The sequence below is a fragment of the Nitratiruptor sp. SB155-2 genome (assembly GCF_000010325.1).
Taxonomy (GTDB): Bacteria; Campylobacterota; Campylobacteria; order Campylobacterales; family Nitratiruptoraceae; genus Nitratiruptor.
Genome location: NC_009662.1, coordinates 603,339 through 622,428 on the forward strand (window position 1 = coordinate 603,339; position 19,090 = coordinate 622,428).

General features: G+C 37.4%; 19 protein-coding genes. 16 read left to right on the top strand and 3 right to left on the bottom strand.

Features of this window, described 5'->3' with window-relative positions; translation table 11 throughout:
* Nucleotide 1: 1 nt before the first annotated feature.
* The 3 genes from NIS_RS03315 to NIS_RS03325 are packed head-to-tail and all read right to left on the bottom strand — an operon-like array spanning nt 2 to nt 2,893.
* Nucleotides 2–514, bottom strand: a complete 513-nt coding sequence (locus NIS_RS03315; protein WP_197524234.1) for a chemotaxis protein CheW — start codon at nt 512–514, stop codon at nt 2–4.
* An 8-nt stretch (nt 515–522) separates the two neighbouring features.
* The gene (locus NIS_RS03320) at nt 523–2,544 is read right to left on the bottom strand and encodes a chemotaxis protein CheA (RefSeq protein WP_012081981.1); all 2,022 of its coding nucleotides are present in this window, start codon (nt 2,542–2,544) and stop codon (nt 523–525) included.
* A 4-nt stretch (nt 2,545–2,548) separates the two neighbouring features.
* Nucleotides 2,549–2,893 (bottom strand): hypothetical protein, encoded by a 345-nt coding sequence (locus NIS_RS03325; RefSeq protein WP_012081982.1) that lies wholly within the window; start codon nt 2,891–2,893, stop codon nt 2,549–2,551.
* A 169-nt stretch (nt 2,894–3,062) separates the two neighbouring features.
* On the opposite strand from NIS_RS03325, the gene fliG reads away from it, so the two are divergent.
* From fliG to flgB, 16 genes are all read left to right on the top strand, one after another.
* The gene (gene fliG / locus NIS_RS03330) at nt 3,063–4,088 is read left to right on the top strand and encodes a flagellar motor switch protein FliG (RefSeq protein WP_012081983.1); all 1,026 of its coding nucleotides are present in this window, start codon (nt 3,063–3,065) and stop codon (nt 4,086–4,088) included.
* Nucleotides 4,089–4,198: 110 nt separating this feature from the next.
* Nucleotides 4,199–5,179, top strand: coding sequence for a flagellar motor switch protein FliM (locus NIS_RS03335; RefSeq protein ID WP_012081984.1), 981 nt, complete (start codon nt 4,199–4,201; stop codon nt 5,177–5,179).
* Nucleotides 5,172–5,573: a FliM/FliN family flagellar motor switch protein gene (locus NIS_RS03340; protein WP_012081985.1), complete on the top strand. Its 402-nt coding sequence runs from the start codon at nt 5,172–5,174 to the stop codon at nt 5,571–5,573. The genes NIS_RS03335 and NIS_RS03340 overlap by 8 nt, the downstream gene beginning before the upstream one ends.
* Before the next feature lie 3 nt (nt 5,574–5,576).
* Nucleotides 5,577–6,293, top strand: a complete 717-nt coding sequence (locus tag NIS_RS03345) for a flagellar hook-basal body protein (RefSeq protein WP_012081986.1) — start codon at nt 5,577–5,579, stop codon at nt 6,291–6,293.
* Nucleotides 6,294–6,303: 10 nt separating this feature from the next.
* Entirely contained in the window at nt 6,304–7,104 is an 801-nt protein-coding gene (gene flgG / locus NIS_RS03350; RefSeq protein WP_012081987.1) for a flagellar basal-body rod protein FlgG, read from the top strand.
* Nucleotides 7,067–8,008 carry a flagellar basal body P-ring formation chaperone FlgA gene (flgA, locus tag NIS_RS03355; protein ID WP_083754354.1) on the top strand — a complete coding sequence of 314 codons (942 nt, stop codon included), beginning with the start codon at nt 7,067–7,069 and terminating at the stop codon, nt 8,006–8,008. Before flgG ends, flgA begins: the two co-directional genes overlap by 38 nt.
* Nucleotides 7,966–8,646, top strand: a complete 681-nt coding sequence (locus tag NIS_RS03360) for a flagellar basal body L-ring protein FlgH (protein ID WP_041353998.1) — start codon at nt 7,966–7,968, stop codon at nt 8,644–8,646. Before flgA ends, NIS_RS03360 begins: the two co-directional genes overlap by 43 nt.
* Nucleotides 8,647–8,675: 29 nt before the next feature.
* On the top strand, nt 8,676–9,767 hold the full coding sequence (locus NIS_RS03365; protein WP_012081990.1) for a flagellar basal body P-ring protein FlgI: 1,092 nt from the start codon (nt 8,676–8,678) through the stop codon (nt 9,765–9,767).
* An 8-nt stretch (nt 9,768–9,775) separates the two neighbouring features.
* Nucleotides 9,776–10,057: a rod-binding protein gene (locus tag NIS_RS03370; protein ID WP_012081991.1), complete on the top strand. Its 282-nt coding sequence runs from the start codon at nt 9,776–9,778 to the stop codon at nt 10,055–10,057.
* Complete coding sequence (gene flhA, locus NIS_RS03375) at nt 10,054–12,141, top strand: flagellar biosynthesis protein FlhA (protein ID WP_012081992.1); 2,088 nt, start codon at nt 10,054–10,056, stop codon at nt 12,139–12,141. The genes NIS_RS03370 and flhA overlap by 4 nt, the downstream gene beginning before the upstream one ends.
* A complete protein-coding gene (gene flhF, locus NIS_RS03380) occupies nt 12,128–13,303 on the top strand; it encodes a flagellar biosynthesis protein FlhF (RefSeq protein ID WP_012081993.1) in 1,176 nt (391 codons plus the stop codon). Before flhA ends, flhF begins: the two co-directional genes overlap by 14 nt.
* Nucleotides 13,303–14,154: an AAA family ATPase gene (locus NIS_RS03385; RefSeq protein ID WP_158297269.1), complete on the top strand. Its 852-nt coding sequence runs from the start codon at nt 13,303–13,305 to the stop codon at nt 14,152–14,154. Before flhF ends, NIS_RS03385 begins: the two co-directional genes overlap by 1 nt.
* The gene (locus NIS_RS03390; protein ID WP_012081995.1) at nt 14,151–14,786 is read left to right on the top strand and encodes a sigma-70 family RNA polymerase sigma factor; all 636 of its coding nucleotides are present in this window, start codon (nt 14,151–14,153) and stop codon (nt 14,784–14,786) included. Before NIS_RS03385 ends, NIS_RS03390 begins: the two co-directional genes overlap by 4 nt.
* Nucleotides 14,786–16,756, top strand: coding sequence for a hypothetical protein (locus NIS_RS03395; RefSeq protein ID WP_012081996.1), 1,971 nt, complete (start codon nt 14,786–14,788; stop codon nt 16,754–16,756). The genes NIS_RS03390 and NIS_RS03395 overlap by 1 nt, the downstream gene beginning before the upstream one ends.
* A complete protein-coding gene (locus NIS_RS03400) occupies nt 16,743–18,725 on the top strand; it encodes a tetratricopeptide repeat protein (RefSeq protein ID WP_012081997.1) in 1,983 nt (660 codons plus the stop codon). The genes NIS_RS03395 and NIS_RS03400 overlap by 14 nt, the downstream gene beginning before the upstream one ends.
* A complete protein-coding gene (flgB, locus tag NIS_RS03405; RefSeq protein WP_012081998.1) occupies nt 18,725–19,090 on the top strand; it encodes a flagellar basal body rod protein FlgB in 366 nt (121 codons plus the stop codon). Before NIS_RS03400 ends, flgB begins: the two co-directional genes overlap by 1 nt.

The following is a 19,090-nucleotide window of genomic DNA, read 5'->3' on the forward strand; positions in this document are numbered from 1 at the left end:
CTTATTCTTGGTTTTCTTGAATCTCTTTTTTATTGAAGAGTTTATCTGTGTCGAGCAAAATTAAAAGATTCCGTTTCGAATGCTCTTTCTCTTCTTGGTCTGTGATAATAACTCCTATTACATATTTTGTATCAATTCCTATGGAGTTTATAGGAGCTGGAAGAATTTCTTCATTTTCTATTGTAATTGCTCCGACAACTTTGTCAATCATAAGACCAATATTTCCGATTTCAGTATCTATAATTAAAATATATTCTTGATCGATTGTATCACTTTTTGGAAGATCAAGCATTTTTTTTAGATTGACTACAGGTACTATGTTTCCTCGTAGATTCATAACACCAATAATATATTCGGGAGTTTTTGGTACAGGTGAAATATCTAGTTTTTTTGTGATTTTTGTTACATTTTTTATATTAATCCCGATAAGTTCGTCATTGAGCATAAAAGCTATTACGCGCTCTTCTTCCTTAATGGATTGGGTTGTACTTTCATCTATACCGAATACTTTCATTTCACCCATTAGATAACTCCTATCAGTTCATTACGCTTATCGTTTATAAGTGATTTTATATCTAATATTAACACCACTTTGCCATCACCTGTGATTGTTGCTCCAGCAATACCTTGGACATCTTTGAGCATTTCACCCAGTGGTTTTATAACGATTTCCTCTTCGCCAAAAAGATCATCAACAGCAATAGCGATATTTTTCTCTCCGATGTTGAGAATTATAATAAACTTTTCTTTATGGTTGCTTTCTAAATCAAAAAGTTCATTGAGATGGAAAAAGAGGTAAACTTCATCTCTAAGAACCAATGATTTATAGGTACCTACGTCTTTGATGTCTTCTGGGTTATATTTAATGATTTCTACAACGCTAAAAAGAGGTATGGCAAAAATTCGATTATTTGTTCCTACCATAAGTGTTCTAATGATTGCAACAGTAAGCGGTAGTTTCATTGTTATTTTGGTTCCTTTGTCAGGTTCACTTTCAATCTCTATAGCGCCACGCAATGAGTGAATGACATTGGATACCACATCCATTCCAACACCTCGACCGGATATCTCGCTAACCTCGTCAACAGTTGAAAACCCTGGCATAAAGATTAATTCATAAGCTTCTTTGTCGCTCATTTGTGCCGCTTGTTCTGGAGTAATGAGTCCTTTTTCGATTGCCTTTTGTTTTACTTTTTCTGCATTGATTCCTCGTCCATCATCTTCAATGGATACGATTATCCTATCCCCTTCTTGTAAAGCAGAGAGGATAATGTGTCCAGTTTCTGGCTTGCCCTTGGCAAGGCGTTCTTCTGGGGTTTCAATACCGTGGTCTATAGAGTTTCGCACCAGATGAATTAGAGGATCCTCGAGTTGATTGAGAATACTTCTATCGATTTCTGTATCCTCACCTTCTAAAATAAGTTCAATCTTTTTACCCATTTTTTTTGCAAGATCACGAACTATTCTAGGGAATTTACTGAAAATCCGTTTCACTGGTTGCATTCTCAGTTTCATCACGACTTCTTGTAGGTCTGAGACAGATCTACTCATGCCTGCGATTGCCTCATTTAATTCTTCTATCGCTTCTGAGTCTTCGCAGTTACTTCTTAGTCGCGATGTAAGTTTAACTATTCTGTTTCGATCAAGAACAAGTTCTCCAACAAGGTTCATTAAAGTACTCACTCTCTCTATATCTATCCGTATAGTTTCTGTTTCCTCTTTTTTTTGCTTTGGTTTGGGTACTGTTTTTGATTTTTCCGGTACTGTAACCGGTGCTTTTTCTTCTTGTTTGGATGAAACAGAGGACTCCTCCTTGACTTCTGGTTCGATTATGCGTCTTTCTTTGATAAGATCTTCAACATCTTTTCCTTCGTTGATAAGTTCATCCAGTTTCATGATAAGATCCATATCCCGCTCTTCTGGAGGCAAAAGAATGAGATCGTCGAGAATCTCTTTGAAATTTTTTCCAGGATGTTCGCGGATCAGCTGCTGTATCTTCTCATCCACATCATCATGGAAAATAATCTCTTCTTTTATAGAATTGTTGTTTGAGGATTCTTGTTCCGCCTCAGATGGTTCTTGTTCCGTCACCTCACTAATTTGTTCAGATCTTGCCGATTTGTCTGCTTGAAACGATTCAGGATTTTCTAAAATATGATTAAGTTTGTCCAGCAGCGGCTTGATCTCATCAACATCTGGTATCTCGTTTTCTGATTTTAATGTCTCAATAGCAGATTTGAGAACGTCTATCCCCTCTAAAATGACATCCATCATATCGGATGTCAAAGTCATCTCATTATTGCGTAGTTTGTCAAAAATACTCTCAATGACGTGAGCCAATTCAATAATACTTTCTAAGCCTAAAAAACCGGCTCCGCCTTTGAGTGTATGCATCCCTCTGAATATTTCATTAAGAAGATCTCTGTTTGTAGGATCGCTTTCGAGTTCTATCAGTTCTTGATCAAGGTTTTCTATGATTTCTTCGGCTTCTTGGACAAACTCGTCTAAAATCTCTTGCATATCTTCACTGACATTCACTCTCATCTATCTATCCTTTATATTCGTTAAACATTTTATCGATATCATCTTGATTCACCTCATTTTCCCAAGCAAATTCATCTAAAAATTTTTTATCTTTTTCCAGTTCGATATTATCGTCGATCATTGTAAGAAAATCAGAGACTTTTTTTAATCGCTGTACAATGATATCTTCTAATTGTAAAACGGCAATGGCTTCATTGATCTTTTCATGGAGTACTGGATCTTGTATCTGCCTTTGAAGCTGCTGCAGAGTCTGCAAGACACTGTTTGAACACTCGGCAACTTCTTGGGAGGCAAGATCAAGGTGATGAACTGCTATTTTGATATGTTCGTTATTATAGACTTTTTCCATAAAAATACCCTTTTTGGGATATATGTGAACATTATCGTTTAATTCATCTTAATTTTAAATAAAATGTACTAAAATAAGTAACGACAATATATTTAAATATGAAACTTTAAATAAAAGTGATTTTAATTAAATAATTAAATGACTTAAATAATGACAACAAGGATAGACTGTGTCCGAAGAAAAGAAAAATGTTCATTTAACGAAACTGCAAAAAGCTGCTATTTTAATCTCTGCGCTTCCCGAAGATATTAGTGTACAAATTTTTAAAAAATTGAAAGATTTCGAAGTAGAAAGGATAGTCAAAACAATTTTGATGCTTGAAACTCCATCAAAAGAATCAGTTTTAGAAGTACTGAAAGAGGCTTACGATAATTTGAAAGAGGCTTCTCCAGTCAAAATTGCGCCCGATCATCTTAAAAAGATTTTACAAAAGGCTCTTCCACCTGAAGTTTTAGAAAAACTTTTAAATCAAACATTTGATGAAGAAGAGTTTAAAACTATATTCAAAGAGTTGGAAAAACTCGATCCAAAAATGGTGGCAAATCTCATTAAAAATGAACATCCCCAGGTAATTGCTCTTATCCTCTCACAACTTAAACCTTCTGTAGCAGCAGAGATATTACAGTATATTCCTAAAAGAGTGGGAGTAACCAATGTACAAGAAGAGGTGATAAAAAGAATTGCTTCTATAGAAAAGATCAATGCTCAAACACTAAAAATCGTAGCCAATACATTGGAAGAAGAGCTGTTGACCATCGGTGCGGGAGCAGAAGAGACGCTGAGTGGTATCGATATCGCAGCAGAAATAGTCAATGCATTGCCAAAAGAAGTACAGGTTGAGCTTCTGGAAGAGGTTCGAAAAGAGGATGAAATTTTGGCAGATAACATTGAAGAGAGAATGTTTAAATTTGAAGATATTTTGAAATTGGATAACAAAGCGATTATTGAAATTTTGAAAAATGTTGATAAAAACGTTTTGATGATGGCTCTAAAAGGTGCGCCTCAGGAGATTTTGGACAAATTTTTATCCAATATGTCCAAACGTGCGGCTGAAATGTTTTTGGAAGATATGGAAGTTCTGGGTCCAGTGAAGAAAAGTGATGTGGAAAAAGCTCAGAAGAAAATCATCGAAGAGATTAAAAATTTGATCAATAAAGGTGTGATTGAATTTGGAAGTGGGGAAGAGTACGTGTAATATCGTCACACATGGAAAAAAGTGTCAAAGTAGTGTCTCGTTTTTTTCCAAAAACTTGAAATGATTATTAAAATGAAATATAATAGCTTAAAGTTCAAATAAGGGCTGGAATGTCTGAACAGGATTTCTTGTCTCAAGAAGAGATAGATGCGCTGCTAGGTGGCGATGGATCGGAACAAGAAGAGGAGAGCGGAACAGAAGAACTCTCTGATATTCGGCCCTTTGACTTTGATGAATTAGAAAGTATCAAAAAAGGGGGATTCCCCGGCCTTGAGCTCATTTATGAGCGATGGGTTAAGCTTTTTCGAGAAGAGGTCCGTAAAGTCCTTCCAAAAATCAACATGGTCTCAAAAGAGTCCATCTATATCACACGGTTCAATAACTTTATGTTCAATATCCCTATGCCTTCCAGCTATACAACGTTTACGATGAGACCATTGAAAGAGACGGCTCTGTTAGTTATCGATTCCAGACTGGTTTTCACCGTCATCAGCGTGATGTTTGGAGGTCCCGCTAAACCTTTTAAAGTTGAAGGGAGAGAGTTTACAAAACTGGAAACTTACGTTATCAAGGATTTTATCGATATAGCCTTGGAGTCTTTACAAGAGGTTTTTAGCGCAGTTTACCCTGTAGATGTGGAAAAAAGGTCGATAGAGCTCAACCCTGCTTTGGCGCGAATAACTTCGGGAAATGAAAAAGTGATTATTTCAGAGTGTATAGTTGATATTGATGGTTTTGAAGCACCAATCTATTTCTGTTTCCCGCATGGTATGTTTCTACCTATCAAAGAGATTATCTACAGTGAATTTCAGGGAGAGATCGATCCTGTATGGAAAAGACGGGTCAATGAGATTCTATTACAAACGAATGTGGAAGTTGCTTTGGAACTTCCAAAACAGACCTACTTGATGAGGGATGTGTTACAATGGAAGGAAGGAATGGAGCTTATTTTGGATATTGAAAAAGAGGAGGATGCCTATTTGAGAATTTCTGATAAATATAAGTTCCGATGCAAAGTTGGAAAAATAAAAGAGAAATATGCAGCACTCCTAAAAAACGAGCACCAAGAAGAGGAAGCGGACAATGAGTGAAGAGACAAATCCATCACCAGAAGAGCAAAACAGTGAAGAACAGCCAGAGCTCTCTCCTGATGAATTGATGGCACAACAATTTGCACAGGAGAGCTATGGGAGTGAAACGGAAGAGGAAGATAGAATAGAAAAAAGTAAATTTTCCATCCTCCTTGATGTTCCTTTGGATGTTATAGTGGAGATAGGCTCTACCCAGATGCCTCTAGAAGAGGTACTCAAACTCAATCCAAATAGCGTGGTGGAACTCAATCGATTTATCCATGAACCAGTTGATCTCAAAGTGAACGGGAAAGTGATTGCAAAAGGGGAACTCTATACAGTAAAAAACAATTTTGGTCTGAAAATTACTCATGTAGTCACTCCTGAAGAGAGACTCAAAATTTTGGAAGGATAAGCAATGGCTCTTGATCTACAAGCAACGTATGTATTGGCAAGCGGGGCGTCTAGGGCGATGGAACAGCTCGATACCGTGACAAATAATCTTGCCAACGTCAATACGACAGGATTTAAAGAGATGGTTGTCAAAGAGATGAGTCAACGCCTTGATGAGAATGGAGGGGATTCCAATCATCTTTTTGTGTTTCCAAGATTCAAAGAGAGCATATTGAATTTTGCACAAGGTCCGCTAAAACATACACAAAACAGACTTGATTTTGCCTTGGAAGGTAAAGGTTTTTTCATTGTACAAAAGGGGGATCAGAAATTTTTAACGCGTAATGGTCATTTTTTGATCAATAATGAAGGATTGTTGGTTGACCAAAACGGGCACTATCTTTTAGATACTGCCGATAAGCCTGTTCGTCTGGAAGGAAAAAGCGAAATAAATGTTACGGAGGATGGTTCTATCTATCAAAATGGTGCCTTTGTCACGAAGTTGCAAATAAAAAATTATGACAATGTTACAATTATTGGCGATACATATTATGAACCTCAAGGAAACGAACTGACAGTTGATGCAAAAGTTCGACAAGGTTATCTTGAATCGAGTAACATTAATCCTTTAATGGAGATGACAGAGATGATTATGGCGCAAAGACGCTTTGATATGTATGGTAATATGATAAAAAGTATGGATCAACTCAATCAAAAAACAAATGAAATCGGAAGAGCGTAAAGGATAGAATATGATACGAGCACTTTGGACTTCGGCTTCAGGCATGCAGGCGCAACAGACAAATCTTGATGTAGTCTCTAACAACATCGCAAATGTCAATACCACTGGTTTTAAACAAAGCAGAGCCAACTTTGAAGATCTCATATACCAAAACATTAAAGATCCAGGCGTTGAAAACGGTAACGGGAATAGACTTCCTACGGGTATTCAGATCGGACTTGGCGTAAGAGTTGCGGATGTAGCGAAAATATTTTCTCAAGGAAGCCTCAAACATACCGAAAGAGATCTGGATGTGGCTATTCAAGGAAAAGGATTTTTCAAAATAGAACTGCCAGGAGGTGGTGAAGCCTATACAAGAGCCGGTAATTTTCAAATAGACAACGAAGGAAATCTCGTAACCGATCAGGGATACAAAGTATTACCTAACATCCAGATCAATGCACCAGAAACTCTTGTTGGTATCTCTATCAGTCCCAATGGAAAAGTTGTTGCGGTACGAAGTGAAGGGGTCGGTCAGACCACTGAAGAACTTGGACAGCTTAAACTCTATCGTTTCATCAATCCAGCTGGACTCAAAGCGATAGGAGGCAATCTTTTTGTCCAATCAGAAGCCTCTGCAGAGCCAATAGAGGGTGATCCTGATACCAACGGTTTTGGAAAACTTTCCCAAGGTTTTTTGGAAATGTCCAATGTCAATATCGTTGAGGAGATGGTAAACTTGATCGTTGCCCAGCGAGCATACGAGATGAACTCCAAAGGCATAACAACTGCCGATGAAATGCTTCGAACCGTTGCAACTCTTAAATCGTAATATTGCCATCTTTCTTTTTTTCGCGACCATACTCTTTGGTCGTGAGACCATCATTTTAAAAAAACAGATTGTCATCGATACACCCGTCATAGAGCTGTCACAAATAGCCACGCTCAATATTGACAATCAAACACTAAAAAAATATCTTTCCCATCTTCGAGTTGATCGAAAGTTTTATCAAAACGACTTGGTAGTTACGAAAGAGGAGGTTCGAAGATTACTGCAAGAAAATTTTATAGACACTTCGCATATAACTATCAAAGGAGAAAAGACTACACTCTCTCTTGAAAAAAAGACTCTTTCAAAAGAGTTGCTAGAACAGGCGATTAGAAAATATTTTAAAAAGCGATATCCAAATAAAGAGATCAAAAAGATTTCACTCCATATGAAACCTATAGAGATCATGGGAAAATATACTATTGCAGTGGAACCTGAAACCGTATCTCGAAATTACGCTTATGTCAAGGTTCATATAAAACAAGCAAATAAAGCAGCACACGTATATAGAGCCTATGTGATAATCAAAACACTTGCAAATGTGGTCGTGGCGGTACACGATATTCCAAGGGGCTCACTGATACAAAAAAAGGATTTGGCGGTTCAAAAAATGGTCACTCATGGAAAAAACTACCCAGATCTACAAGAGATAATCGGTTCCGTAGCGAGGGTGAATATCTATAAGAATAGAAAAATTACCCGCTACATGATTGAACCCAACTATGCAGTAAAAAAACGTCAAAATGTTCGCATCATCTATGCAAAAGGTCCGATTAGGATAGAGCTTTTGGGCCTTGCTCTTCAAAACGGGAAAAGGGGTGATATAATAAAAGTGAAAAATATATCGACAAACAAGGTTCTAGAATGCAAAGTATTATCCGATGGTGTTGTGCAGTTTCTGTATTGATTTTTTTTTCAGGATGTATGGGCTCAGCACCGAAAGCCCCTATGAAACCGAAAATTTTAAGTGAAAAAGAGGTGATGCAAACACCTAAGCCACAGGTTCCAGGTTCTTTATACAGTGGATATGACAATCTGTTCAGCGATATGAAAGCTTATGAAGTTGGTGATGTGGTCACGATAAACATCAATGAAAATCTATCTGGAAAAGGTCAAAGTGATGTCCAGACCTCACGAAGCAACAGCGTAGGACTTGGTGTTCCAACCCCAAAAATCAAAGGCCGATCGGTTGTACAAGGGGATGAGCTATTGAGTCTTGATGGAAGCTCGCAAAACAGTTTTTCGGGGCAAGGTGGGACGAAAAGAAGTGCGAAATTGATCGCGAAAATCACTGCAAGAGTCGTGAAAGTATATCCAAACGGCAATCTGTACATCGTAGGGAAAAAATATCTGAAGATAAACTCAGATACGCAGTATCTTAAAATTGCGGGAATCGTCAATCCAAAAGACATATCCCCAGATAATAGTATCGACTCCTCAAGAATATCGGATATGTATGTGGAGTATAATGGCCAGGGGTTTGTTACAGATGGACAAGAACCGGGTTGGCTGGCAAAATTTGTGATGAAAATATGGCCGTTTTGATATAATTAATGAAAACATAGAGGACTTGAATGCGACTGTTTTTACTTTTATTGTTTTCATTGTTCGAACTACTCTGGGCCGTTGAAGTCAAGATCGGTGATCAAGTCAACGTTGTTGGTGTTCGCGAAAACTATTTGACGGGATATGGTATCGTTGTAGGACTCAATGGGACAGGGGATGGAACAACCACGAAATTTACCCTTTTAAGTATTGCCAATATGCTAAAAAAAATGGGGATCAATATCGATCCAAAAGACGTAAAAACGAAAAATGCGGCTGCAGTCATTGTGACGGCAAAATTGCCTCCTTTCGCAAAAAGCGGGATGACGGTGGATGTGACGGTGTCGAGTATGGGAGATGCGAAAGATATAGGCAATGGGGTGCTTATTCGTACCCCTCTTTTTGGGCCAGATAAGAAAATATACGCTTTTGCCCAGGGACCTACATCCACAGGGGGTGGTTTTAGTGAATCGAACAAAGGTGGGAAAGTTCAAAAAAACTTTACGACTACGGCTCTCATTCCAAATGGTGCGATTATAGAAAGAGATCTTCCCTATAGCTTTGACGATCAAAAAACGGTGACCCTTACCCTGAAGCATCCAAGTTTTGAAATGGCGAGAAGAATCGTAGATGCAATCAACAAACATTTCAAAGAAGAGCTTGCATTTGCACTGGACGCATCCACGATTCGCGTGTTGTATCCCATGAAGAATCAATACGATAAAGTCCAGTTTCTCTCACAGCTTCTTGATCTCAAAGTACAAAGCGAAAATGAACCAACGATAGTGATATATGAGCGAACGGGAACGGTCATCATGAGTGGTGATATAAAGATAGATACACCGGTCTACATCTCCCATGGCAATATCTATGTGACGGTCCAAAAAGAGCCTGTCGTTTCTCAGCCAAACCCACTAGCTGGAGGAAACACCGTTCAAACACAATCGACGCAGACAACAGTCCAGGAGGCTAACGGAAGGATCTTTTCTATACAATCGCCCTCATTAAGGGATCTTGTAAAGGCACTCAATGATTTGGGAATTTCACCAAGAGATCTCATTGCCATTATACAGGCTATCAAAAATGCCGGTAAGCTCCACGCAAAAATTGTGATAATGTAGGATAGACCATGAAGATAGATACATACTGGGATTTTGCGCAGCTGAGTCAGATAAAAACGAAAGATATGGCGGCAAAAGGTTTTGAAGAGGAGTTTATCCATCAGTTTCTCAAAGAGGTGCGAAAGTCATTGGAAAGAACATCACCACTACTGGATACCTCATTTTCTGCAAAAATGTATTGGGATATGTTTGATATGCAGATTGCAAAAGTCTTGAGTGATAGTGATCAGTTCGGTTTGAAAGAGTATATTGCACAAGCGATTGAGACATACGAGAAGAATAGCCGATGACTTACGGGATTGAAAAGATTTTTTCCAAAGTTCATGAGCACTCCGATGCTATCATCATAATCTTGATTTTAGCCATTTTGGCCTCTATGATTCTGCCTGTACCACCTTTTTTCCTTGATCTTTTACTGACAGCTAGTATTACGTTTTCTTTGGTCATTCTCATGACAACCGTTTATGTAGGAAACCCTTTAGAGATCGCTTCTTTTCCTTCTCTTTTACTTTTAGCCACACTGTTTCGGTTGGCTTTGAACATTGCAACGACAAGAAGAATACTTTTGCATGGTCATGAAGGACCGGAAGCTGCCGGGAAGCTGATTGAGAGTTTTGGTCAGTTTGTCGTTGGGGGGAACTATATCGTTGGGATTATCATCTTCGTGATTTTGGTAACGATTAACTTCATAGTTGTTACCAAAGGGACGGAAAGAATCAGTGAAGTTGGGGCACGTTTCACCCTCGACGCAATGCCTGGGAAACAGATGGCAATCGATGCGGATCTCAATGCCGGACTCATCGATGAGCAAGAGGCAAGAAGACGCCGAGAAGCCATTGCAAAAGAGGCCGATTTTTACGGGGCGATGGATGGTGCAAGCAAGTTTATAAGAGGGGATGCGATAGCCGGTATCATTATTACTACCATCAACATCATTGGTGGTATTGCCATAGGAGTATTGCAACATGGTATGGATCTCTCTACCGCTGCAGCAAACTTTACACTTTTGACTGTCGGTGATGGCTTGGTGAGTCAGATCCCATCTCTTATCACTTCTACAGCTGCTGGTTTGATGGTGACTCGTGCAGTTTCTGAAACGAATCTTGGAAAAGAGATCTTTTCTCAACTTACCAGCTATCCAAAGGCCTTGTATATGACTGCAGGGGCTCTTTTTGTTATCGGTACAGTGCCTGGTATGCCATTTATCCCCTTTACCATTTTAGCCGGTATGATTGCCCTGACTGCCTATATGATGCAACTTGAAATGAAACGAGAAACGATTGAGAAAGAGGAAGAAGAGGTAAAAGAGATCCTGCAGCAGCAAGTTGAGGAGAGTGAAGAGGAGTACATTACACAGCCAGAGACAATCACTTTTGAGATAGGATATGGTCTTATACCGTTAGTGGATGAAGAGAAAGGCGGAGAGCTTCTCAAGCGGATAAAATCTTTACGAAAACAGCTTTCAAAAGAACTTGGCCTGATGGTGCCCTTGATCCATATCAAAGATAACCTAGAACTCAAATCTGGCGAATATAGGATTTTACTCAAGGGGGTTGAGGTTGCAAGATATCAGATAGAACCGGGTAAAATGCTTGCCATCGATACAGGGCAGACCAACGGTAAACTTGAAGGAGTAGAAACGACAGAGCCCACATTTGGACTTAAAGCTTATTGGATCGATGAGAGCCAAAAAGATAAGGCAAGGATGTTGGGATTTACCGTAGTCGATATCCCTACCGTAATCATCACGCATCTTTCAGAGATCATCAAACAAAATGCTCATGAGATTTTGGGTAGAAGTGAAACGAAAGAGCTTGTGGACAAACTCGGTCAGAAATATCCGATCGTCAAAGAGATTGTTCCTGAACAGGTTCCATACGCTATCTTGCACCGAGTTTTGCAAAATCTTTTGCGAGAGCACATTCCTATCAAAGATCTGTTGACAATCATCGAGTCGCTTTCCGATAATATCACGAAAACGGAAGATACGGATATTTTGACAGAGCTAGTGCGAGAGTCTTTAGCGAGACTTATTACATCGATCTATGCTAAAGATGGTGTACTTTATGCATTGACGCTGGATCCGGCAAGCGAAGAGAAACTCTATGCAAAAATCAAAGAGTACAATGGCAACCTCCCTCCGATTGATCCAGCGAAACTACAAAGTTTCATTATGCAGATCAGCAAAAATATGGAAAAGTTTGTTATCGAGCAAAGGACACCTGTGCTTCTTACCTCTCCAAATGTACGCCGATATGTTTATAAGATCATTGAACCCTATATGTCCAATGTAGCAGTGCTTTCATACAATGAAGTAGATCCGAAAACAAAACTCAAAATTATAGACAAGGTCAGCCTCGATGGAAATAGTTAAGTATGAAGGGTATGATCTTGAGGCTTTGATTGATCAAGCCAAGAAAGAGTATGGAGATGATGTTAAGATATTGAGCTATGAGACAGAAACCCAGCGACGTTTTTTTCTATTTCGTAGAAAGAAATATACACTTTTTATCAAGATAGAAGACAAGAATGAAAACTTTTTGGATCTCTTATCCAAAGAGGAGAAAAACCAAGAGATTGATCAATTCCTTACCAAAATAGAGGCAATGATCGATAAAAAGATCGAGCCTTTGAAAGAAGAGATCAAAAAGAGAAGCGGTGTCTCTTTTGAACCTGCAGAGTTGCCTTCCCATGCAAGAAATCCTCTTCTTAAAGAGGAGCAGTTTGACGAGTTCACTGGCGATGCGGTTGAGCTCATTAAGCTTTTAATTGAAAACGATGTGGATCCAAAAGTTGCCAAGATGCTTGTCAAAGAGTCATGTGGACTCGATATCGATACCAATAAACTCGATCTCAATACCTCTTTTTTCAAAGAAGCTTTGACAACGGCGATAGAAAAGAAGATCAAATTTAGAGGTCCTTTGAAAATACAAAAAGGCAATTTCAAAGTGATAGCTTTTGTAGGTCCAACTGGTGTTGGAAAAACGACTAATCTATTCAAAATTGCTTCAGAACTCGTAATCAACCAAAAATTGAAAATTGCGGTAATCAGCATCGATACATTCAAAGTAGGTGCCGTACAGCAGGCAAGATCCTTTTCCAATATCCTCAATATTCCTTTTTACGCTATTACAGATTCGAAAAATCTTAAAAAGACGTTGCAAAATCTCAATGGTATCGATGTAGTACTGATAGATACCGTTGGAAGAAGCCATTACGATTACTGGAGATTGGGTGAAATGCGTGAAATTCTTGGCGGTGGTGCCGACTTTATGGATATCTCTTTGGTTCTTAGCTGTAACTATAAAAACAGCGAAGCCCTGGAAGTGGTCAATCGCTACCGAACCTTTTTCCCTATCCATAGTCTTTTTTTTACAAAAATAGATGAGACGTACAAACCTGGAATTTTACTCAATCTTCCGATCAAAACAGACATTCCTCTCTCTTTTATCAGTGTAGGACAGAAAGTACCAGAAGATATCAGGCTTCTCAACCCTGAACGGGTGGCACAATATGTATTAGGTGAGCAGTTATGATGGATCAGGCAAGCGGTTTACGGGAACTTGTTTCAAAAAAACAGATACAGAAAAGAGATTCCAACTTTATAACCATTGCAAGTGGCAAAGGCGGTGTTGGTAAAACAAATTTTGCTCTCAATTTTTCCTATTTGATGGCTAACCAGTATAATAAACGTGTATTGCTCATCGATGCGGATTTTGGCATGGCAAATATTCATCTTTTTGTAGAGGCGGATGCAAAAAGAAATATGAAAAATCTTTACAACGGGGCCTCTTTGGATGAGGTGATACAAAAAGCGGACGGTTTTGATGTATTGCTCGGCTTTTCAGGTATTGATGATATCTGGGAATTGGAAGATACGACTGCACAAACTATTGTAGCGCAATTAGAGCAAGTAAGTACACAGTATGATTATATTATCATCGATACTGGAGCGGGAATCGATGATAGAATAGCTGGTTTTTTACGAGCTTCTGATAGATCCTATATTGTCACAACCCCAGAACCGACTGCGCTTATGGATGCGTATGCACTCATTAAATCGATGTATAATATCTATGGATATGATCAATTCAAAATAGTCGTCAATATGTCTAAAAACAGAGAAGATGGAAAAAACACCTATAACAAACTTCGTATCTCTTTGAATAAATTTCTCCGTATCGATGCTGAACTGTTGGGTATTTTGCCTTACACAAATAGTTTAAGGCAATCCGTAAGGAAGAAGATGCTTGTATGCAAAAATTTTCCTAAAGATAGTTATACTGTCAATATGAAACGAATTTGTGAATCGGAACTTCGTATTCAAAAAACCTCTTCAGAAAATTTTTGGCAAAAACTTTTCGATTTTATGGGAAAGAGTGAATGAGTCTAACGCCACAGGAGAAACAGCAGATTGTATTGGACAATTTGGCTCTTGTTAAAAAGGTAGCCTCAAAGATCTATTTTAAACTTCCCAAGGATGCAAATATAGAATTCGACGAACTCGTCAACACAGGTACCATTGGTTTGTATAAAGCGATAGAAAAATATAATCGTGACAAAGCACAGTTTTCTACATACGCCTATATTAAGATTCGTGGGGAAATACTCGATTATCTTCGTTCTTTGCATATTGTTCCTCGTACTATGAGAGAAAAGATCAAGAAAGAGAAAGAGGAGGGACAAAAAGAGATACCCCTGTCCAATCTTGCCATCATGATGAGTATGGAAAAAGCGCTTGGCGAGAGTGAAAATGGTCCAAGGTTGATGGATATTCTAATCAGTAATGAAAAAAGTCCCGAAGATTATGCCATTTCTTCAGAAATTCATGATAAAATTGTAGAAGCTTTGGATAGTCTCAGTGAGAGCGAGCGAAAAACATTGCAGATGCTCTATTTTGAAGAACGTGAACCAAAAGAGATATCGCAAATACTTGGAATATCTCAATCCAGGGTTTCACAGATAAAATCGAAAGCTATTGTGAAGCTTAAAAGTGTTTTTAAAAAAATGGAGATGTAATGAATCTTTTGGACCTGCTTTTCCTTTCTCCCAAAGATGCTTCAAATACAAAAGCTGTAAAAAACACGCAATCTTCATCAGATCCTAAAATAGATTTTGAAACTGTGCTTGCATCGATGTTGCAAGATGAAAAAAGTAAAAATTATGGCCAGATCCTTGGCAAAAAGCAATCTCAATTACCCCTAAAAATATCGATACAAACAGTTTCTAACACGGTGAACAATGCTTCAAAAGCAAATGGACGAAAGCACATACAAGAAATGCAAACAGTAGATGAAAAATCGACAAAAAATAGTTCTTTTCAAAGTGAGTTCATTCCAAACAGGCAACAAAAGGTCGCACTCTATACTTTGTACAAAAAGCTCTCAAAGAGTATTCCTTTAGAAAAAGTTATTTTTAGGAAAGGGGAACACACAAAACCGTTTGATAAAAAATCTGTCCAGACTTTCACCTTCGTTCCAAAAAAGATTGTAGAAAAACGACAATCTTTGCCAAAAGGACTGCAAATACCCCAAAAGAATACCCATACAGCACTTGTTTTACAAAAAGCAGGAACAAAAATCAGCAAAAATAAAAACAATGGGGTTAATAATCAAAAAATAGATAAAAATGTAACTGTTACAAAAACTTTTTCTTCGAAAAGCAGCAATGAAGAACAGAATACAATTCAATCTTTAGAAAAAAAATCGGAAAAACAGAGAGAAAATTTTATTGAATACAAAACGAATCAAGCACCTTTGAATCAAACATATACTTGGACTCCATCACATAGAGTAGACAATCAAAATGGCCGTTTGAAGGAAAACGAAATTATCGATAAAAAAAGAGATCGTCATGTAACTGCTCTACATTCTGAAAAACCTGTTTCAAAGAATGCGATACAATCAAATTATTTTCATAAAAATCAACCATCTATTTTATTATCGGATTCAAATGCTCATTCTACTCAGCAAATGATACTTCCAAAAAATGAGAAATTACAAAATATACATGTTCCATCAAAGGCCTCAAAACGTTCTGAATCACCGAAAGAGAATATATATTTTACAAATCCACTTGTAAAAGATGATGAGGAATCACAAAAGAGTGCACAAAAAATAAAGAATATGTTGGAGCAGTTGAATAGTTTGGAAAAAGAGCAAACTCCTTTGAACAACAAAGAGATTTCGCATAGATCCGATACCAAAGCAATTGATACGATGAAAACATTTGATGGCAACATACAATTTCCTCATGAGAAAAAGAGTCAAAGTAAACATAAAAAAAGTATGTTAACCGAGACTATTCAAGAGGTATTTTTTGAAAATGAACACCAATCTAGACAAAAACATGTTCATATTGGCAATAAGCAACATCTTGATGTTTCACAAATAGATGCTCAATCTATTAAGAAACAGCTGTATGAAGCAAACGGTGAAACGAAAGAAAACATGTTCCAACATCGTGAAGATGCTACTGCCCAAAATCAAGAGATTTCTGTTTCACAAAATCCTGTCATTGGTAATGAAAGAAAAGGGGATAACAAAAGATTCAGTTTTTCAAAACAGATAGATGTGATTGAAAAACCCGTAGAACAACAGACTCTTAATACGAAAAATGATACATCGCACCAAGAGAGTGAACACAATGCAAACTCCGACTCTTCTGCAAAAACTTTTGTAAGTAGATCCGATGATCAGACTACTCTACTCAAAGAGAGCCATAAGCAACAACAGTTTATTATAACGCTTGACCAAACTCGTATCAAAATCAACTTCCACCATCAATCCATTCAGATGCAATTTGTCAGTATGACACCTTTAATGATGGAAGATGGACTACAGCAATACATTGATAAAGTCATGCAGCAGACCGGTTTTGAAAAATATAAAATCACTTTAAAAGATAAAGAGAAAAGAAGAGAGTTTTCCAACACAGCTGTACTTCCCTCAGCAAGAAGCGAGTCAAGTTTGGTAAATGTTAAGATTTAGTCTCTTTTTCCTCTGTTTGCTCTCGGTCGTTTACGCTTCGACGAATGAAACAACAAACCAATATAGTAAGCAAGAACTTAATGAAACAAATGGTACTTTGCAAAAGAACAATACCTATATAAAAATAGTGTATGAAAATGCTTTGCGCGATTTTCGAGTCGGTTCTTATTATGATGCTCTAAATGAATTTTCTTATGTTGCAAAATTCCCAGATACGCCCTATTTTTTGGATGCTTTGTACCAACTTGCAAAAACCTACCTGGCAATTGGTAAACGAACAGGAGAAAAAAAGTTTTTTTGGAGTGCTTTGAATTATCTCAATCTTTATATAGGACGGGGAGGTGTTGATGATGCGAAATACTTTTATCTCAAAGCTCTCATTTTAGAAAACTTGGGGTTTTATGAAAGAGCACTTGCATTGTATCAGCTAGGTTTGGCAAAAGCCGAGAATGATTCTATTAAAAAAGATATTTTGATTGGAATGTTACGAACGGCAGTACTGGCAAAGAAGTCGGACCTTTTTACAAAATATATGATTATGCTTTCTGTAGAAAAATTGACCAAAGAACAAAAGAAAGAGTATCGATTTATTCGAGGACTCTCATATTTTTATCAGGGCAACTATGAGAATGCTATACGGTTGTTGTTGCAAACCTATAAAGAGTATGAAGAGTATCTCATAGATAATCCGCAATTTTACTATATTGTAGCAGAAAATGCATATCGATATGGAGAGTACAAAACTGCAAAACAGCTTTTTAAACGAATACTAAAATATGTCAAAAACAGGGATGTTTTACAAAAGACTCTGTTACGTCTAGGTGATATAGCTTTCAACAGTAACAATATCCATGAAAGCATCGGATACTATTATCGTCTGATTCGAAAATTTCCAAAAAGTAAATATGCAACGATTGCCAAACTCAAGCTGTTATATATCATGAAAAAAGATAAAAAGGTACAACACTATCTTAAAAAATTTTTACCTGATGCACAATTTTTGAAAAATCCTCAAAAGTTTACATTGGAAATTTTAGTCAAAAACAGACAAAACTATATCGGTTTTTTTGCATTGGCAAATTTTGGATTGAATGTACTTGAACTGAGAAGTGAAAAACTTATGAAACGCCTTGGCTGGGAGCTTTCATTGGTTCCTGTCAAGAGTTTGAAATATGAACACAAAGAGTATTTCCGAAGACTTTGGGAGCCTACGTTGTTGGATTTGAAAGATCCAAAACTCACGTGTATTTTATATAGATCCAATCCACAGTTTTTTGTAGAGATTTTCAACAAGTCTGTCTTGCTTCATATGGGTACGGTTTTATATCAATGTGAAAAAACGAAAAAAACCTACATTGACCTTTTGAAAAGAGCGTACGAAAAATTTAAGGACGATGCAATCTTGTATAAATTGGTTGATGTCTATTATGAACTTGGCAAATATAGCAAAGCAATGCAATACCTTACGAAAGTGAAAAACAGAGGTTGTACGTATGCGATAGAGTATAATAAGTTGTGTTTTTTGATGCAGCAAAAATGCAGCAATAGGTTTACATTATTAAAAAACAGATGTCAAAAAAATAGTTTTTATAAGTTGCTTTTTCTTTCTGCTGCAAAACTGGAACAAGGCATCATCGATACCTCTTTTGTACAGACCCATAGAGATTTTTTTGTCAAACATTATAAGAAAGATCCTGTTGTGAGAAAGTATGTGGAAATGTTAGCGAAGAAAATGATAGAAAAAGAGCAGTATCAAAAAATCATCGATCTTCTTTCCCCTATCGCTTCGTATATAAAAGAGGATTGTTTCTTAAACAGTATATTATCTCTATCTTATGTTAGAATTGGTAAAATGCAATATGCTGGCAAGATTTTAAATGAGATGAACTCTTGTGATAATGAATGGTATCATATCGCGAAGGCTGCATATGATGATATACTGTTTAGCAAAGAGATAGAGGGTGAATAATGTGGGATAAAGTCGATGGATTAGAGAAAGCAGCTTCTTTCTTCTTTGAACGATCTAAAGTTATTCAAGGAAATATTGCCAATGCCGATACGCCAAATTTTAAACCCAAAGAGCTTGTTTTCGAGCAAGAACTGAAAAACCGGATGGAGCTAAAAAAAACCGATCCAAAACATATCGATCCTCAAATGCAAAAAGGTGAATTTAAAGAAGTAGAATTAGGGCAAATAAGAGGTTATGACAACAATAGAGTGGATATCCAAGAGGAGCTTGCCAAATTGGCTGAAAGCTCGATTATGTATAAGTCGCTCTCTGAAACCTTGAAAAAAGAGTTCACAAAACTAAAACTTGCTATTACAGGAAGATAA

What these genes read in the sequence shown, in the direction of transcription:
- flhA (WP_012081992.1), top strand. Translation starts at nt 10,054, where the DNA reads ATGACTTACGGGATTGAAAAGATTTTTTCCAAAGTTCATGAGCACTCC.
- NIS_RS03345 (WP_012081986.1), top strand. Translation starts at nt 5,577, where the DNA reads ATGGCTCTTGATCTACAAGCAACGTATGTATTGGCAAGCGGGGCGTCT.
- NIS_RS03340 (WP_012081985.1), top strand. Translation starts at nt 5,172, where the DNA reads ATGAGTGAAGAGACAAATCCATCACCAGAAGAGCAAAACAGTGAAGAA.
- NIS_RS03390 (WP_012081995.1), top strand. Translation starts at nt 14,151, where the DNA reads ATGAGTCTAACGCCACAGGAGAAACAGCAGATTGTATTGGACAATTTG.
- NIS_RS03360 (WP_041353998.1), top strand. Translation starts at nt 7,966, where the DNA reads ATGCAAAGTATTATCCGATGGTGTTGTGCAGTTTCTGTATTGATTTTT.
- NIS_RS03315 (WP_197524234.1), bottom strand. Translation starts at nt 514, where the DNA reads ATGAAAGTATTCGGTATAGATGAAAGTACAACCCAATCCATTAAGGAA.
- flgG (WP_012081987.1), top strand. Translation starts at nt 6,304, where the DNA reads ATGATACGAGCACTTTGGACTTCGGCTTCAGGCATGCAGGCGCAACAG.
- flgA (WP_083754354.1), top strand. Translation starts at nt 7,067, where the DNA reads ATGAAATGCTTCGAACCGTTGCAACTCTTAAATCGTAATATTGCCATC.
- NIS_RS03400 (WP_012081997.1), top strand. Translation starts at nt 16,743, where the DNA reads ATGTTAAGATTTAGTCTCTTTTTCCTCTGTTTGCTCTCGGTCGTTTAC.
- NIS_RS03395 (WP_012081996.1), top strand. Translation starts at nt 14,786, where the DNA reads ATGAATCTTTTGGACCTGCTTTTCCTTTCTCCCAAAGATGCTTCAAAT.
- NIS_RS03335 (WP_012081984.1), top strand. Translation starts at nt 4,199, where the DNA reads ATGTCTGAACAGGATTTCTTGTCTCAAGAAGAGATAGATGCGCTGCTA.
- NIS_RS03365 (WP_012081990.1), top strand. Translation starts at nt 8,676, where the DNA reads ATGCGACTGTTTTTACTTTTATTGTTTTCATTGTTCGAACTACTCTGG.
- NIS_RS03385 (WP_158297269.1), top strand. Translation starts at nt 13,303, where the DNA reads ATGGATCAGGCAAGCGGTTTACGGGAACTTGTTTCAAAAAAACAGATA.
- NIS_RS03320 (WP_012081981.1), bottom strand. Translation starts at nt 2,544, where the DNA reads ATGAGAGTGAATGTCAGTGAAGATATGCAAGAGATTTTAGACGAGTTT.
- flgB (WP_012081998.1), top strand. Translation starts at nt 18,725, where the DNA reads ATGTGGGATAAAGTCGATGGATTAGAGAAAGCAGCTTCTTTCTTCTTT.
- flhF (WP_012081993.1), top strand. Translation starts at nt 12,128, where the DNA reads ATGGAAATAGTTAAGTATGAAGGGTATGATCTTGAGGCTTTGATTGAT.
- NIS_RS03370 (WP_012081991.1), top strand. Translation starts at nt 9,776, where the DNA reads ATGAAGATAGATACATACTGGGATTTTGCGCAGCTGAGTCAGATAAAA.
- NIS_RS03325 (WP_012081982.1), bottom strand. Translation starts at nt 2,893, where the DNA reads ATGGAAAAAGTCTATAATAACGAACATATCAAAATAGCAGTTCATCAC.